Source organism: Rudaea cellulosilytica DSM 22992 (assembly GCF_000378125.1).
Lineage (GTDB): Bacteria > Pseudomonadota > Gammaproteobacteria > Xanthomonadales > Rhodanobacteraceae > Rudaea > Rudaea cellulosilytica.
Genome location: NZ_KB899241.1, coordinates 1 through 16798, shown reverse-complemented (window position 1 = coordinate 16798; position 16798 = coordinate 1). Strand labels below are relative to the sequence as shown.

The 16798-nt window shown below is 64.2% G+C and carries 15 protein-coding genes and 4 tRNA genes; 18 read left to right on the top strand and 1 reads right to left on the bottom strand.

The features are described 5' to 3' along the window. Positions 1–91: 91 nt before the first annotated feature. On the bottom strand, positions 92–1363 hold the full coding sequence (gene hemA, locus F455_RS0100095) for a glutamyl-tRNA reductase (protein ID WP_018971212.1): 1272 nt from the start codon (positions 1361–1363) through the stop codon (positions 92–94). A 190-nt stretch (positions 1364–1553) separates the two neighbouring features. On the opposite strand from hemA, the gene F455_RS19135 reads away from it, so the two are divergent. The 18 genes from F455_RS19135 to tuf form a co-directional block, all read left to right on the top strand. Continuing rightward, complete coding sequence (locus F455_RS19135) at positions 1554–3353, top strand: tetratricopeptide repeat protein (protein WP_157578345.1); 1800 nt, start codon at positions 1554–1556, stop codon at positions 3351–3353. A gap of 63 nt (positions 3354–3416) precedes the next feature. Then, positions 3417–5066, top strand: a complete 1650-nt coding sequence (locus F455_RS0100085) for a M28 family metallopeptidase (protein ID WP_018971210.1) — start codon at positions 3417–3419, stop codon at positions 5064–5066. Continuing rightward, complete coding sequence (locus F455_RS0100080) at positions 5066–5707, top strand: outer membrane lipoprotein LolB (protein WP_018971209.1); 642 nt, start codon at positions 5066–5068, stop codon at positions 5705–5707. The genes F455_RS0100085 and F455_RS0100080 overlap by 1 nt, the downstream gene beginning before the upstream one ends. Next, positions 5704–6594 (top strand): 4-(cytidine 5'-diphospho)-2-C-methyl-D-erythritol kinase, encoded by an 891-nt coding sequence (ispE, locus tag F455_RS0100075; protein ID WP_018971208.1) that lies wholly within the window; start codon positions 5704–5706, stop codon positions 6592–6594. Before F455_RS0100080 ends, ispE begins: the two co-directional genes overlap by 4 nt. Before the next feature lie 48 nt (positions 6595–6642). Further along, a tRNA-Gln gene (locus F455_RS0100070) sits at positions 6643–6717 on the top strand. A 110-nt stretch (positions 6718–6827) separates the two neighbouring features. Next, positions 6828–7763 (top strand): ribose-phosphate diphosphokinase, encoded by a 936-nt coding sequence (locus F455_RS0100065; protein WP_026292911.1) that lies wholly within the window; start codon positions 6828–6830, stop codon positions 7761–7763. A gap of 120 nt (positions 7764–7883) precedes the next feature. Next, positions 7884–8570: a 50S ribosomal protein L25/general stress protein Ctc gene (locus F455_RS0100060; protein WP_018971206.1), complete on the top strand. Its 687-nt coding sequence runs from the start codon at positions 7884–7886 to the stop codon at positions 8568–8570. A 69-nt stretch (positions 8571–8639) separates the two neighbouring features. Continuing rightward, positions 8640–9221, top strand: coding sequence for an aminoacyl-tRNA hydrolase (gene pth, locus F455_RS0100055; RefSeq protein ID WP_026292910.1), 582 nt, complete (start codon positions 8640–8642; stop codon positions 9219–9221). A gap of 81 nt (positions 9222–9302) precedes the next feature. Continuing rightward, the gene (gene ychF / locus F455_RS0100050; RefSeq protein WP_018971203.1) at positions 9303–10394 is read left to right on the top strand and encodes a redox-regulated ATPase YchF; all 1092 of its coding nucleotides are present in this window, start codon (positions 9303–9305) and stop codon (positions 10392–10394) included. A gap of 143 nt (positions 10395–10537) precedes the next feature. After that, positions 10538–11347, top strand: coding sequence for a phytanoyl-CoA dioxygenase family protein (locus tag F455_RS0100045; protein WP_018971202.1), 810 nt, complete (start codon positions 10538–10540; stop codon positions 11345–11347). Further along, complete coding sequence (locus F455_RS0100040) at positions 11344–12183, top strand: alpha/beta hydrolase (protein WP_018971201.1); 840 nt, start codon at positions 11344–11346, stop codon at positions 12181–12183. The genes F455_RS0100045 and F455_RS0100040 overlap by 4 nt, the downstream gene beginning before the upstream one ends. Beyond that, positions 12180–13751, top strand: a complete 1572-nt coding sequence (locus tag F455_RS0100035; protein WP_018971200.1) for an alpha-amylase family glycosyl hydrolase — start codon at positions 12180–12182, stop codon at positions 13749–13751. The genes F455_RS0100040 and F455_RS0100035 overlap by 4 nt, the downstream gene beginning before the upstream one ends. 32 nt (positions 13752–13783) lie before the next feature. After that, complete coding sequence (locus tag F455_RS0100030; protein ID WP_018971199.1) at positions 13784–14662, top strand: helix-turn-helix transcriptional regulator; 879 nt, start codon at positions 13784–13786, stop codon at positions 14660–14662. A gap of 68 nt (positions 14663–14730) precedes the next feature. Next, entirely contained in the window at positions 14731–15264 is a 534-nt protein-coding gene (locus F455_RS0100025) for an acyl-CoA thioesterase (RefSeq protein ID WP_018971198.1), read from the top strand. Between the two features lie 233 nt (positions 15265–15497). Further along, positions 15498–15583, top strand: a tRNA-Tyr gene (locus F455_RS0100020). 65 nt (positions 15584–15648) lie between these two features. Further along, a tRNA-Gly gene (locus tag F455_RS0100015) sits at positions 15649–15722 on the top strand. Positions 15723–15806: 84 nt separating this feature from the next. Continuing rightward, positions 15807–15882: transfer RNA gene (locus tag F455_RS0100010), tRNA-Thr, on the top strand. Between the two features lie 71 nt (positions 15883–15953). After that, positions 15954–16798 (top strand): elongation factor Tu (gene tuf, locus F455_RS0100005; RefSeq protein ID WP_018971197.1); only part of this gene is annotated, 845 nt, incomplete at its 3' end.

The window sequence follows — 16798 nt, the reverse complement described above, 5'->3', positions numbered from 1 at the left end:
AGATAAAGGCGAATCGAGGAACGATAAAGGCGGACAAGGCAAATTCAGAAGATTTATCCGTCCTTGCCGGCATCGATCGGTGGCGTTCTGTTTAAGAGCTTTTCTCCTCGCCCGATTGCGAATCGAACAGCGCCTCCGCGGCGCGCAACAGTTCGACATCGCCGCGCAACGCCGCGGCGCGCAAATTGGCGCTCGGTGCGTGCAGCAGCTTGTTGGTCAACGTGTGGGCGAGGAACTCGAGCGCCTGCTCGGGCGTGCGCCCGCTTGCGAGCAGGGCGCGCGCCTTGTCCAGCGTCGCGTCGCGTTGCGCCTCGGCATCGGAACGCAGCGTCGCGAGCGGATTGCGCACGGCCAGCGCGCGACGCCAGGCGAGATAGTGTTCGACCTGCAGTTCGATGATCGCCTCGGCCTCGCTGGCCGCGGCCTGGCGCGAGCGCAGGTTGTCGTCGATCACCTGCTTGAGGTCGTCGACCGTGTAGAGGAATACGTCGTCGAGCTCGGCCACGGCCGGCTCGATGTCTCTCGGTACGGCGATATCGACGAGAAACATCGGCCGGTGCTTGCGCACGCGGATCGCGTTCTCGACCAGATCGCGGCGCAGGATCGGCATAGTGCTGGCCGTGGACGAGATCACGATATCGGCCTCGGCCAGGTGCTGGGGCAGGTCGGCGAGCGAAATGGCATAGGCACCGAAACGCACAGCCAGCGCCTGCGCGTTTTCCAGCGTACGGTTGGCGACGATCAGCCTGCGCACCTTCGATTCGGACAGGTGGCGGGCAGCGAGCTCGATCGTCTCACCGGCGCCGATCAACATCACGCAGGCGTCGGATAAGTCGGCGAACAGGCGTTCGGCCATGCGCACCGCGGTGTAGGCGACCGACACTGGATTCGCGCCGATGCGTGTATCGGTGCGCACGCGCTTGGCCACGGCGAAGGTCTGTTGCAACAGGCGCTCCATCGAACTGCGCAGGGTGCCGGCGCTGCGCGCGGTCTGGTAGGCATCCTTGACCTGGCCAAGGATCTGCGGCTCGCCGAGGACCATCGAGTCGAGGCCGGTGGCGACGCGGAACAGGTGGCGCACGGCCGCGTTGTCCTCGTGCCGGTAGAGGAACTCGTCGAGCCGGCGCTGGGTCAATCCATGGTGATCGAGCAGCCAGCGCTGCGCCGCGTCTTCCGCCCCGGCCTCGACCTCGACGTAGAGTTCGGTGCGGTTGCAAGTGGACAGGATCAGCGCCTCGTTGACGCCGGGCTGGTGGGCGAGGTCGCTGAGCGCGTCGGCGGTCGCCTCGGGCGCGAACGCGACCTTCTCGCGCAGGTCGAGCGGCGCGGTCTGGTGGTTGAGTCCGAGGGCGATCAGGGCCATGTTCTAGGTAATCGGTTAAGCTTGCGGCAGGCGCCGGAATAGCCTGTACCGATGCGAAATTGTGCGGCCCGTGCGTTGCGATATCAAGCAAACGGCGGCGTGGCCGAGGTTTGAAATCAGGGCTTTGCGCCCCGAGGTACGCAGGACAGCGACAACAAACCGCAGATGCGGGCAAGTGGAATAGCAGACCGTGAAGACAGATTGGTTCCGATCGCGTGAGTGGCTGCCGGCCGTTGCCGCCATGCTGCTCGCGGCCTGCGCGACGACGCCCGCGGGCAATCCGCAGGCGCGCATGGCAGCGACGCAGCCGCTGCAAAGGCTCGATGTCGCCCCGGATCCGGGCCAGCGCGATCTGATCGCGAACCTGCTTGCCGGCGAGCTCGCGCTGGTCGATTCGGATGCGGTGACCGCCGCACGCCGCTATGTCGATGCGGCGCAGGCCAGCGAAGACGCAGCGATCGCAGAGCAGGCGACGCATATCGCGATCGCGGGCAGGCAATGGGAGGCGGCGCAGGCCGCGCTGCTGCGCTGGCAGGCGCTGCACGGCGACGAGGTCGGCGTGCGCCAGGCGCGCGCGATGCTCGCCCTGCACGCCGGCGCGAACGATTCGGCGTTTGCCGATCTGGCCTGGCTTGCGCACCGCCCAGGCGGCAGCGGCTGGCGAGCGGTCTCGCAGGCGCTGCTCGGCGCCGAGGACAAGAATGCCGCCGGCCTGATGTTCGAGCGCCTGCTGCGCGGCGACGGCGCCGCGCCGGGCAACACCATTCAGGCTGTTGATCTCGGCCACGACCCGCAGGTATGGATTGCGGTCGGCCAACTGGCGATACGGCTCGATCGCGGCGATATCGCCAGGATTTTGGCGCAACGAGGAACCGATCGTTTCCATACGCCCGAAACCTATGCCTGGGCCGCGCAGGTGAAGATCGGCGCGGGCGACAAGGAAGGTGCGCGCAAGCTGTTCGCCGATGCATTGCGCAACGCGAAGTCGACGCCGGGCAACGAAGGGCGCGAAGACAACGCACGCCTGCGCGTCGCCTATGCCGCGCTGCTCGGCGATCTCGGCGACTTTGCGCAGGCATCGGCGGTGCTCGCGCAGGGACCGCAGAACGATCGCATCTATGCGGCGCGCGCAGCCTATCTCGCCCACGGCGACGCGAAGGCGAACATGGCGCAGGTCGAAACCCTGTATCGGCAGGTGCTCGCCGAATCCCAGCCGCGCCCGGCGATGCGCCTGCTGTTGCTCGGCCAGCTCAGCGAACTGGCCGAACGCAAGGCCGATGCACTCAAGTGGTATGCCGAGGTCGGCGAAGGCGAGGACGAATGGTTCGATGCGCAACAGCGCACCGCGATCCTGCTCCAGGACACGGGCCGCGCCGCCGATGCGATGAGCCTGCTGCACGAACTCGAAGCCCGCGTCGCCGACGAGGCGAAGGCGCTGGGCGAGGTTTTCCTGCTCGAGGCCGAACTGGTTGGCGACAAGGGCAAGAGCCAGGCCGATGCGATCGCGGTCTACGATCGCGGCTTGCAGGCCCTGCCGGACGACCCGCGCCTGCTCTATGCGCGCGCGCTGGCTTGTGCGAGCGTCGATCGCGTCGACGAGGCGATCCACGATTTGCGCCGTCTGCTCGAATTCAAACCCGACAATGCCGATGCCTTGAACGCGCTGGGCTACACGCTCGCCGATCGCACCGACAAGAAGGCCGAGGCGCTCACACTGATCGAGAAGGCGCTCGCACTCAAACCCGGCGAACCGGCGATCCTCGACAGCATGGGTTGGGTGCAATACCGCCTCGGCAATCTCGATGCCGCGGTCGAGCAGTTGCGCCGCGCCTACACCAAGCAGCGCGATCCCGAGATCGCCGCGCATCTCGGTGAGGTGCTTTGGGTGTCCGGGCGCAAGGACGAGGCGCGCCAGGTCTGGGACGAGGGACGCAAGAAGGACGCCGGCAACAAGGTACTGCTGGAAACGATCAAACGACTGGCGTCGTAGTTGCGCGCATCGCCGCGGAGACTTTCGGCTTAGAATCACGTCGTCCTTCCAGATGATGCCGTGATGAAATTTCTGCTCGTTGCGCTCTCGTTCTTTGCCTTTGCCTTGCCCGTCGCCGCGCAGCAGCTTAGCGCCGATCGCATCGCGACCGCGGTGCAGACGCTGTCCTCGGATTTCTTCGAAGGCCGTGCGCCCGGCACGCGCGGCGAAGAGCGTTCGGTTGGCTATCTGATCGGCCAGTTCGAAGCGCTCGGTTTGCAACCGGGGGGCAAGGACGGCAGCTGGGTGCAGGCGGCGCCGTTGCTGCACACGACGCTCGGCGAGCCGAAGGCGCTCGGCGTCAGCGTCGGCGGCAGTATGCAGCCGTGGCAACGCGGAAAAGACGTGTATCTGTCGACAGTCCGTCCGGACGATCGTGCGTTGATCGAGCACGCGCCGCTGGTGTTCGTCGGCTACGGCGTCAATGCGCCGGAGCGCCAGTGGGACGACTTCAAGGGCGTCGATCTCAAGGGCAAGGTCGCCGTGTTCCTGGTCAACGATCCGGATTTCGAAGCAACAAAGGACGAGCCGGTTTACGGCCGCTTCGGCGGCAAGACGATGACTTTCTACGGCCGCTGGGTCTACAAATACGAAGAGGCCGCGCGCCATGGCGCGATCGGCGCGCTGATCGTGCACGACACGCCCGGCGCGGGTTACGGCTGGAATGTCGTCGTCAGTCCGCACGGCGAGAATTTCGACATCGTGCGCGCGCCGGACAAGCTGACCAGCCTCGCACTGCAGGGTTGGATCTCGGCCGAAGCGGCGACCAAGCTGTTTGCCGATGCGGGCCTCGACCTGGCCGCGCAGCGCAAGGCGGCGCGGCGCGCGGACTTCCGCCCGGTTGTGCTCAAGGGCGAGACGTTCTCGGCCGATATCCCGGTCGTACACGAGGTCGTAGAAAGCCATAACGTGCTGGCAAAGATTCCGGGCAGCACGCGTGCCGACGAAATCGTCTTCTACGGCGCGCATTGGGATGCTTACGGCAAAGGCCCGGCCGATGCTCAGGGCAACACGATTCGCCGCGGCGCCAACGACGACAGCATCGGCGTCGCCGGCCTGATCGAGATCGCGCGTCAGTTCAAGGCGCTGCCGGCGCCGAAGCGCAGCATCGTCTTCGGCGTCTGGACCGCGGAAGAACGCGGCCTGCTCGGCTCGGAGGCATATGCGCTCGATCCGGTCTATCCGCTGGAAAAGACCGTCGCCAATCTGACCATCGATGTACTGCAGACCGCGGGCAAGGCACACGATGTGATCCTCGTCGGCGGCGGGCAGGACACGCTCGAAGACGATCTCGCCCGCTTCGCCAAGGTGCAGGGACGCACGATCACGCCGGAAAGTTTGCCCGAGCGCGGCCTGTTCTATCGCGCCGATCACTTTTCGTTCGCCAAACGCGGCGTGCCGGTGCTGCTGATGATGGGCATTGCCGGCGCATCCGATCTCGTCGCCGGCGGCCGCGCGGCCGGGCAGAAGTGGGTCGACGACTACACCGGCCACTGCTACCACCAGCCCTGCGACGCCTATGGTCCCGACTGGAAACTCGACGGCGCGGTGCAGGACATCACGCTGATGTACGACATCGGTCGCGACCTCGCGAATTCAGCACGCTGGCCCGAGTGGAAGGCGGGTTCGGAGTTCAAGGCATTGCGTGACAAGAGCGCGGCGGCGCGGCACTGATGCGTATTCGTTCGATGACTTTTCTCGACCTTTCCACGCTGCACACACTTCGTCTGCTGCTTTCGGCGGCGTTTGTCTCGCTGCTCGTCGCCTGCGCGCCTGTGCGCGTGAAGCAGAACGCGGCGACGCCCGCAGCGCTGGCAGGGCAGGATGCACGCGAGGCGGCGCTGGCTGGTAAGTCGCGCTGGACGCTCGAGGCACGCATCGCCGTATCCGGTGCGAACGGCGGCTCGGGCGATTTGACCTGGCATCAGGACGGCGACGCGTATTCGTTCAGCGTGCGCGGCGCGAACGGCCGGACCTTGCGCCTCAGCGGCGATGCCGAGCATGCGCTGCTTGAAGGGGTCGATGCGCAGGCCGAGGTCGGCCGCGATCCGCAAGCACTGCTGCGTGAACGCCTCGGCGCCGAGGTGCCGTTCGCCGCGCTGCGGCGTTGGGCGCTGGGCCTGCGCGTCGCGGGTGATCCGGCGCAGATGCAATTCGACGAGAAGCAGTTGCCGGCGCAACTGGTGCAGGACGGTTGGACGGTCGAATACCTCGACTGGTTCGGCGATCTCTCGCCGCCGTTGCCGAAGAAGGTGTTCGCAACACGCGGCAAGGACAAGGTCAGGCTCGTGGTCCAATCGTGGAGTTTCGATTGACCGACGCGATCGAAGGCGGGTGGAGCGTCTGGCCTGCGCCGGCCAAGCTCAACCTGTTCCTGCACATCGTCGGCCGCCGCGCCGACGGCTATCACCTGTTGCAGACCGCGTTCCAACTGCTCGACTGGGGCGACACGCTGCGCCTGCGTCTGCGTCACGATGCGCAGATCGTGCGCGTGGATGGCGCGCCCGGGGTCGAGCCCGAGCACGACCTCTGCGTGCGTGCGGCGCGCACGTTGGCCGAATATGCCGAAGCGGAGTTCGGTGTCGATATCGCGCTGGAAAAGCGCATTCCGATGGGCGGCGGCCTCGGCGGCGGCAGCTCGGATGCGGCGACCGTGCTCGTTGCGCTGAACGAGCTCTGGGAGACGGGCCTGTCCGTCGACGCACTGGCCGAGCTCGGCCTGCGCCTGGGCGCCGACGTACCGGTGTTCGTGCGCGGTCATTCGGCGTGGGCGGAGGGCGTGGGCGAAAAAATCACTCCGATCGCTCTGCCGCCGCGGGAATACGTCATTCTCGACCCGCGCGCGACGGTGCCGACAGTCGCACTGTTCCAAGCCGCGGAATTGACACGGAATTCCCCTCCGGCGACAATAGAGGGCTTTCTTTCAGGGATCGAAACCAGCAACGTTTTCACTCCGGTGGTGCGTGCGCGCTATGCGAATGTCGCCGCGGCGTTGGACTGGCTTGGCCAGTTCGGCGATGCGCGGTTGAGCGGCAGTGGTGGTTGCGTTTTCGTTGCGGTGAAATCGCGCGACGAAGCGAATGCCATCGTGAGTGCGTGTCCGTCGGAGTTTTCGGCGTACGTCGCTAGTGGAGTAAATAGATCGCGGTTGCTTGATGCGGTGGATACATATCAGGCGGGCAAGGCTGAAAGCCAAAGCTGAAAAGCAAAGATAATTGGAATCCCGGCTTTGCCGGGATAAGTGAATCATTGGGGCGTCGCCAAGCGGTAAGGCACCGGGTTTTGATCCCGGCATACGCAGGTTCGAATCCTGCCGCCCCAGCCACCCTGCAATGATCGAACCCTGACAAGGTCCAATCCGTGAACACGATCAATCCGGCGGCAGGTTATTCCGGGACCTATCCGCTCGGCCGCGGCGAACGCAGCGGCTGGCAGATTTTTTCGGGCAATGCCAACCGGCAGCTCGCGCTCGACATCTGCAAGATGTTGAACGTGCCGCTCGGCAAGGCACAGGTGACGACGTTCTCCGATGGTGAAGTGCGCGTCGAGATCGACGAGAACGTGCGTCGCCAGGAAGTGTTCGTGATCCAGCCGACTTCGGCGCCGACTGCGGAAAACTTCATGGAGCTGCTGGTGATGATCGATGCGCTCAAGCGCGCCTCGGCCGCCAGCGTCACCGCGGTGATACCGTACTTCGGTTACGCGCGGCAGGACCGGCGCCTGCGCTCGGCGCGCGTGCCGATCACGGCCAAGGTGGCCGCGAAAATGATTTCGACGGTCGGTACCGACCATGTGCTGACCGTGGACCTGCATGCGGACCAGATCCAGGGGTTTTTCGATATTCCGCTGGACAATGTATACTCTTCGCCGGTCATCCTCGCCGATATCTGGCGATATAACCGCCCCGAAGAGTTGATCGTGGTCAGCCCCGATGTGGGCGGTGTGGCGCGCGCTCGTGCGATCGCCAAGCGCCTCGACGATGCTGACCTCGCGATCATCGACAAGCGCCGGCCGCGCGCGAACGAGGTCGCGGTGATGAACATCATCGGCGACGTTGAAGACAAGGTCTGCGTGCTGATCGACGACATCGTCGATACCGCGGGCACGCTCTGCGCCGGTGCCGAGGTGCTGAAGAAGAACGGCGCGAAGCGCGTAGTCGCCTACTGCACACATCCAGTGCTGTCGGGGCCGGCGATCCGCAACCTCAACGGCTCGCAGCTCGACGAGCTTGTCGTCACCGACACGATCGCGCTGTCGGAAGAGGCGAAGGCCTGCAGTAAGATCCGCCAGCTCAGCGTGGCGGAACTGCTGGCGGAGACGATCCGCCGCATTGCGTTCGGCGAGTCGGTGAGTTCGCTGTACGTGGACTGATTTTTTTGCGCGACACCGGGCATCCCGCCGCGGGTCGCGCGCAATCCACTCCCCTGGTCGCGGGGGAGGGTCATCACCGCCGCGAGGCGGTTCAACTGCAACACCAAAGGTAGCTTCAAAATGGCAACTACACATGAAATCAAGGTCGAACGCCGTGACGACGACGGGAGGGGTGCGAGCCGCCGCCTGCGTAAGACGGGCAAGGTTCCGGCCATCGTCTACGGTGGCGAACTCGCCCCGGTCAGCATCCAGATCGAACACAACGACGTCTGGCTCGCTTCGCAGCACGAATGGTTCTACTCGGCGATTCTCGACCTGTCTCTGAATGGCGACGTGCAGAAGGTGCTGCTGCGCGATCTGCAGCGTCACCCGTTCAAGCAGCAACTGATGCATCTGGACTTCCAGCGCGTCGACGAGAACAAGGCGATCCGCATCAGCGTGCCGCTGCACTTCCTCAACCAGGAGAAGTCGCCGGCCGGCAAGAAGGCTGGCGTGCTGATCTCGCATGCGCTCAACGAAGTCGAAATCTCCTGCTTGCCGAAGCATCTGCCGGAGTACATCGAAGTCGATCTCGCCAACCTCGATGTGGGCGACATCGTCCATCTGTCCGAAGTCCAGCTGCCCGAGGGCGTCGAAATCCCCGAGCTGCGCCTCGGCAAGGAACACGACGTTGCCGTGGTCACCGCGCAGGAAATGAAGGAAGAGGTTGAGGCCGCTCCGGTCGAAACCGCCGTTGCGGGTGCGACCGCTGCCGCCGCTCCGGCCGCGGCTCCGGCCGCCGCTGCGAAGAAAGACGAGAAGAAGTAACCGCCTCGGCTCCCGCTACCGTCCGGTGGCGGGGGCCGTGTTCGGCGGGTGCGCGGCACCCGGCTCGTCATGGCGAATCTGCGTCTCCTTGTCGGCCTCGGCAACCCCGGGTCCGAACATCTGCGAACCCGGCACAATGCCGGGTTCTGGCTTATTGACGCCCTGGCTCAGGCACACGGTACGCGTTTCGGCATGGAGTCGAAGCTGCATGGCGAGACCGCGAAGATCGTCATCGACGGTCAGACGTTATGGTTGCTCAAGCCGACGACCTACATGAACAAGAGTGGCATCGCGATCCAGTCGGCATTGCGCTACTGGAAGATCGAGCCCGAGGAAATGCTCGTCGCGCACGACGATCTTGATCTGCCTGCAGGCGCAGCAAGGCTCAAGTTCGACGGCGGCCATGGCGGACAGAACGGCCTGCGCGACATCATGGCGCACCTGGGCCATGGCAAGTTCCATCGGCTGCGCCTCGGTATCGGTCACCCGGGTGACAAGAATCGCGTCACCTCCTGGGTGCTCGGCCGGCCCGGCGTCGATGACGAGAAGGCGATCATCGATGCGGTCGGACGTTCGCTCGAGGTTTTGCCGATTGCGGTGCGCGGAGACTTCAACGAGGCGATGAAGAAATTGCACACGGCGAAAGAGTAAGACGCCAGATGTAAGACGTCAGATTCGGAATAGCGAGTCCTCACGTTTTACATCTTTCGTTTTCCGTCTCACGGACTCCTCATGGGCATCAAATGCGGCATCGTCGGCCTGCCGAACGTCGGTAAGTCGACTCTCTTCAACGCGCTGACCAAGGCGGGCATCGCCGCGGCGAATTTCCCGTTCTGCACGATCGATCCGAACATCGGCGTCGTACCGGTGCCCGATCCGCGCCTCGAGGCGCTCGCCGGCATCGCCAAGCCGCTCAAGATCATCCCGACCTCGATCGAGTTCGTCGATATCGCCGGTCTCGTCGCCGGCGCGTCGAAGGGCGAGGGGCTCGGCAACAAGTTCCTTGCGCATATCCGCGAGGTCGATGCGATCGCGCATGTCGTGCGCTGCTTCGAGAATACCGACATTGTCCACGTCGCCGGCAAGATCGATCCGATCTCGGACATCGACACGATCGACACCGAACTCGCGCTCGCCGATCTCGACTCGGTCGACAAGGCCTTGCAGCGCGCCGAGCGTTCGGCCAAATCGGGAGACAAGGAAGCATTGGCCAAGCGACCCGTGCTGCAAAAGCTCGCGACGGTGCTCAACGAGGGCAGGCCCGCGCGCGCGGCCGGTCTCGATGATGACGAGAAGGCGCTCGTGCGCGACCTGTTCCTGCTCACGCTGAAGCCGCTGATGTACATCGCCAACGTCAAGGAAGACGGCTTCCAGGACAACCCGTTTCTCGACAAAGTCGTCGAGCGCGCGAAGACCGAAGGCGCCGAAGTCGTGCCCGTGTGCGCGGCGATCGAGGAGGAACTCTCGCAGCTCGACGATGCCGACAAGCTCGCCTTCCTGCAGGACATGGGGCTCGACGAGCCCGGCCTGAACCGCGTGATCCGCGCCGGCTACAAGCTGCTCGGCCTGCAAACCTACTTCACCGCGGGCGAAAAAGAGGTGCGCGCCTGGCAGGTGAAGAAGGGCGCGACCGCGCCGCAGGCCGCCGGCGTGATCCACACCGATTTCGAGCGCGGCTTCATCCGCGCCGAGACGATCGCGTACGACGACTACATCAAGTACAAGGGTGAAGCCGGGGCACGCGACGCCGGACGCCTGCGCCTGGAAGGCAAGGAATACCTCGTCAAGGAAGGTGACGTGCTGCATTTCCGCTTCAACGTCTGAACTGGCGCGCTGTGGCCTCCGCGACGACGCGGAGGTCATGAATCCGATAGTTTGCCCGCCGGGTTCGACAACGCCCGCCGATGCGATTCGCCGCGTGTGAGCCTAGTATCGCCACATCTGCAATTCGTTGAGGAAGCGTGCACGTGGCGATCGATCTCGATAGACCTTATGCGTTGACGGAACGCCAAATCGCCGATTTCCGCCGTGACGGTTTCATTCGCCTCAAGGACGTGTTCAAAGCCGACGAACTGCGCCGCTACGGCGACGAAATTGCGCGGCTGACGATTGCGCTGAACACACAGACGCTGCCGCTCGAACAGCGCAGCACCTACGACCGTGCCTTCCTGCAGGTGATGAATTTGTGGGAGCAAGGCGGCCTTGCGCGCGAGTTCGTGTTCGGCAAGCGCCTCGCCGGCCTCGCCGCGGCATTGCTGCAGGTCGACGGCGTGCGCCTCTACCACGACCAGTCGCTGTACAAAGAGCCTGGCGGCGGCTTCACTCCTGCGCATGCCGATCAATTCTACTGGCCGCTCGCGAGCGACCGCTCGATCACGGCCTGGGTGCCTTTGCAGGCCGTGCCGATGGACATGGGGCCGCTGGCGTTCTACGCCGGCAGCCAGCGCGAGGAATACGGCCGCGATCTGGAAATTTCCGACGAGAGCGAGCGCGCGATCAGCGCGAATCTCGACAAGCAGGGCTTCCGCGTCGTCGACGAACCGTTCGCACTCGGCGAGGTGAGCTTCCACCTCGGCTGGACCTTCCATCGCGCCGGCCCGAACCGCTCGGCGAATCCGCGTTCGGTGATGACCGTGATCTACATGGATCGCGACATGCGCCTGCAGGCCCCGATCAACAGGATGCAACAGGCCGATTGGGAGCGCTGGTGTCCCGGCGCGAAGATCGGCGAGATCATAGCCACGCCGAAGAACCCGGTGCTGTTCGAGCGCACATGAGCATCGCTTCGCCCACGTTCCGCAAAATCGAACTTTCGAATCCGGCGATCGATGCGGCCGGGCTGGGATTCGCCACGGTGAAAAGCCGTGCGCTCGGTCGCCGCGCGGACGTGACTTTGTTCGTGCCGTCGCAGGCGCGCGGCACGCGCGATCTGCCGATCGTGATTCTGTTGCACGGCGCCTATGGTTCGCATTGGGCGTGGGCGTTCAAGGGCGCAGCGCACGTCAGCGCCGCACGTCTGATCGATGCGGGCGAGCTGCCACCGGTGGCATTGCTCATGCCATCGGACGGACTCGCCGGCGACGGTTCCGGATTCGTTCCAGGCGAGGCGGGCGATGCCGAGCGCTGGATCATCGAAGAAGTGCCGGCGCTTGCGCGCGAGATCGTGCCCGGCTGCTCGCCGCGTTCGCCACTGTTCGTTGCCGGCCTGAGCATGGGCGGCTTCGGCGCGCTGCGCTTGGCTGGCAAGTATCCGCGCTCGATCGCCGCCGCCGCGGCGCATTCGAGCATGACCGAAGCGGCCCAGCTCGAAACGCACCTCGAAGAAGGCATCTGTGGCTGGAGCGCTGCGCCCGCGGATCGCAGCGTGCTCGCGGCATTGACCGGCGCCGCCGGGCCATTGCCGCCGATCCGCTTCGACTGCGGCCGCGACGACTGGCTCATCGATGCCAATCGCACTCTCCATCGCGAGCTCGACCGCGCCGGCATCGCGCATCGCTATGTCGAGAGCGACGGCGGCCACGACTGGACCTATTGGACGCGCGCGTTGCCCGATACGCTGCTTTTTTTCGGCGAGGTGTTGCGCGACTTGAATCAAAGCGGAGAGTCGAAATGATCAAGGCGAGTTTGCTGGCTCTTTGCCTCGCCGTCCTGCTCGTGGCCTGCGCGACGACGACACGTGTTGCCGAGGTTTCGCCGCGCGTTGCCCCGGCCGGCGAAGTGTTCTATCACGTCATGCCGCGCAGCTTCCGCGATGGCAACGGCGACCATGTCGGCGACCTCAAGGGGCTGACGGCGAAACTAGACTATCTGCACGAACTCGGTATCACCTCGATTCTGCTCACGCCGCTGCAACCCTCGCCGTACTACCACAATTATTTCGCTACCGAGTTCAAGGCCATCGATCCCGCGTACGGCACGATGGACGACTACTTCGCCTTCGTGCGCGCCGCGCATGCGCATGGCCTCAAGGTCTACCTCGATCAGGAATTCCAGTACGTCGCCGAAGGCCATCCCTGGTGGGAGGAATCGAAGTGCAAGCCGGGTGCACCGTGGGCCGAGTACTTGCTCTGGCGCGACAAGGAGCACTGCATCGCGGAGTACTTTCTCGACAAGCCGAAATGGAAAGGCTATGACGGCCGCGACTACGGCATCGCGATGGTCGACCTCAAGCAACCCAAGGTGCAGCGCTATTTCCGCGACTTGATGCTGTTCTGGATCGATCCGCACGGCGACGGCAGCGGCGCCGATGGTGTCGATGGCCTGCGCATCGATCACATGATGGACGACCTCGACCACAAGGGCATCGAGAAGCATTTGTTCGCCGATTTCTGGGGGCCAATGTTCGGCGAGCTCAAGGCGCGCCGCCCGGGCCTGCGCATCCTCGCAGAACAGGCCGACTGGGGCTACGGCGACGACTGGCTCAAGCGCGGCCATGCCGATCTCGTGTTCGCCTTCCCGTTGCGTGGTGCGCTGACCAAGCTCGACAAGCGCGAGATCGTCAATGCGATCCGCGAGACCGAGGCGAAGACGCCGCGCGGCAAGAGCCAGGTGCTCTTCCTCGAAAACCACGATGTCGACCGCTACATGTCCGTAGTCGGCGACGATCCGGCGCGAGCTCGCGCCGGCGCGGCGATCTTGTTGGCACTCAAGGGCGAGCCGCTGATCTACTACGGCCAGGAACTCGGCATGCGCGGCCGCGAGTTGAAGAACATCGAGATCTCCGACGGCATCCAGATTCCGGCACGCGAGGCATTCCGCTGGCAAGCCGACCCCGAGTCGCCGGGTTCGGCGATCTGGTACCGCGGCGGCGAACGCTGGTGGAGTGAGCGCTACAACCGTTCGCATGACGGCGTTTCGCTCGAGGAGGAAGAGGGCAGGCCCGATTCGATTTACAACTGGTACCGGAAGCTGCTTGCGCTGCGCCAGCAGCGAGCGGAACTCCGCATGGGCGATCAGAAAATTCTCTGTCCGACCGGCAACGTGCTCTGCATCCTGCGCAGCGACGGACCACATCAGACCTTGCTGATGGTCAATCTTGGCGAGAGCGATGCGAGAGCGGGACTGGGTGAAAACGCCCTTGAGCTTGCCCCCGACTTGATCGATCTTCTCGAAGGCAAGCCTGCCGCGCCGCTCAATGCATCGCTAAAACCGATGCAGGTGCGGTTGCTCGGAACGCGTTGAATTCCGGTCGTGGCGGCCGGACTTCGGCGACAATGGCCGGCGTGACGCTGCCCCATCTCGATCGCCCGATCTGCGAACCGGTCGAACTCGGCCCGGGTGCGCCGGTGCGCGTCGTGCGGGTCCGGCAGGGGCGCGAGGCGCTGCCGAGCGAACCATTTCCGCATTTCCACAATGTGTACGAATTGGTGCTTTTTGGCGACGTTGACGGTCAATTCGCCGTGGAAGGGCGGCGTTACGACCTGCAGTCGCGCAGCATTGCCTACGTGCCTTCGATGCGCCAGCACGATTTTGCGCTGGCAGGCGGTCAGCGCGACTGGGTGCTCGTCCAGATCGACGCCGCAGCCGGCGATGTCCTGGCGCGCAAGTCGGGTCTGGCACTTCTTGCGCAGTCGTTCTGCGCGCGGCCGGCCGTTGCGTCGTATCGACGCCTGCGCGCGCTTGCCGAATGGCTTGCCGACATCGACCCGGCCGATCCGCTGGCGTTGCCGCTTGCGGAATTGCTGCTGCGTGCCGCGACGCGCGCGCCGCGCGTCGAGGGCGTGGCCGTGGATGTCGATCCGAACGATCTCAAGCGGCTGCGTCCGGCCATCGATCGCCTGCGCGCTGCGCCCGCAGCTGCACACGGCGCGCAACGCGCGGCAGCTGCCTGCGCCCTGTCCACTGCCTATTTCAGCCGTCGATTCAAGCAGTTGATCGGTCTTGCCTGGAGCGACTACGTGCGCGCACACCGACTGCATCTCGCCAGCCGGCGCCTGCTCGAAAGCGACGAACAGGTGCTCGAGATAGCGGAGGATTTGGGGTTTTCCAGCGCCTCGCAATTTGGCGAACTGTTCAAGCGCCGGTTCGGCATGGCGCCGAAGCGCTATCGCCAGGCGGCTCACGCCCAGGACTCCGCGAAACGCCATCCGTAGGTGGCGGATGCCGTGGACGTGCCGATCTGCTAAGTTTCCGTGTTCTGCGCCGGCAATGGAGATTCGAAATGCCCGGAATCGACCGCGAAGTCCGCTTTTGCTTCCTCGCCCAGCCCACCGACGTCAATTTCGGCGGCAAAGTCCACGGCGGCATGGTAATGAAGTGGATCGATCAGGCCGGCTACGCCTGCGCGGTAGCGTGGAGCGGACAGTATTGCGTAACCGTTGCAGTCGGCGGCATCCGCTTCGTCAATCCGATCCTGATCGGCGACATGGTTACGGTGCATTGCCAGTTGATCTACACCGGCAACACGAGCATGCATTTCAGCGTCGACGTGATCGCGCGGCGGCTGGAGACCGGCGAGGAAAAACTGGCCACGCACTGCGTTATCGTCATGGTCGCCACCGACAAGGACGGCAAGCCCTCGTCGGTGCCGAAATGGTTGCCACAGAGCGACGATGACAAGGCCTTGGCCGCCTATGCCCAGAGGCTGATGCAGCTGGACCGGAACATCGAGCAAGAGGTCGCCCGCTATCGCGACGCAGCACACCTCGCCTGGGCGGGCGACCACTCCCCGGAAACAGTCAAAAACTCTCCTTGACAAGAGTGGTTGCTGAGCCCGAAAATAGGCGGCTCCGTGGAGAGATGCTGTGTGGCCAACGGGGCCGGCTGTAAATTTGCTGGCTCATGCCCTCGGTGGTTAGACGAGATCGTCTCGAAACGATTTTGAACATCTCGCGTGGCGAGATGGCCCGAAGGGCGAAGGGCAGGATGCCCGGAGTCACCCACCTCCAGCGAGATTTGTGCAAAAGATTTTGAAAATTTGAGAGTGCCGGAGGGATACCCAAGCGGCCAACGGGGGCAGACTGTAAATCTGCTGGCTCATGCCTTCGGTGGTTCGAATCCACCTCCCTCCACCATTTCGGCGAAAGTCGTAAGGTAGAAGCCTCTCGAAGAGTTGCAGGACAAAGCGAAGTACCCCCGGGCGGGAGTAGTTCAATGGTAGAACTGTAGCCTTCCAAGCTACTAGCGCGGGTTCGATTCCCGTCTCCCGCTCCATTGAAACGAGATCCACCCGCTTTTTTGAGAAGTCCAGCATGGATGCTGGTCTGTTCTTCCCTCAGGGATGTGGCTGAAATTTCCGCTCACGTAGCTCAGTCGGTAGAGCACCTCCTTGGTAAGGAGGAGGTCGATGGTTCGATTCCATTCGTGAGCACCATGTTTCCGCAATATCCGCTGTTTATATTTTTTCACTTTCCCACCTTGCAGAACTACCCGAGGTTTTAGGTCATGGCAAAAGGCAAATTCGAGCGGACCAAGCCGCACGTGAACGTAGGCACGATCGGTCACGTGGACCACGGCAAGACGACGCTGACGGCGGCGCTGACGAAGGTTGGTGCAGAACGCTTCGGTGGCGAATTCAAGGCATACGACCAGATCGACGCGGCGCCGGAAGAGAAGGCGCGCGGCATCACGATCTCGACGGCGCACGTGGAATACGAGTCGCCGAACCGCCACTACGCGCACGTTGACTGCCCGGGTCACGCGGACTACGTGAAGAACATGATCACGGGTGCGGCGCAGATGGACGGCGCGATCCTGGTGTGCTCGGCCGCGGACGGCCCGATGCCGCAGACGCGCGAGCACATCCTGCTCAGCCGCCAGGTCGGCGTGCCGTACATCGTCGTGTTCCTGAACAAGGCCGACATGGTGGACGACGCCGAGCTGCTCGAGCTGGTCGAAATGGAAGTGCGCGACTTGCTGAGCAAGTACCAGTTCCCGGGCGACGACACCCCGATCATCAAGGGTTCGGCGCTGAAGGCGCTCGAGGGCGACCAGAGCGAAATCGGCGTGCCGGCGATCATCAAGCTGGTGGAGGCGCTGGACACGTACATTCCGGAGCCCAAGCGCGACATCGACAAGGCGTTCCTGATGCCGGTGGAAGACGTGTTCTCGATCTCGGGCCGCGGCACCGTGGTGACGGGACGTATCGAGCGCGGCATCATCAAGGTTGGCGACGAAATCGAAGTGGTGGGCATCCGTCCGACGCAGAAGACGACGGTGACGGGCGTGGAAATGTTCCGCAAGCTGCTCGACGAGGGCCGTGCGGGCGACAACGCGGGCCTGCTGCTGCG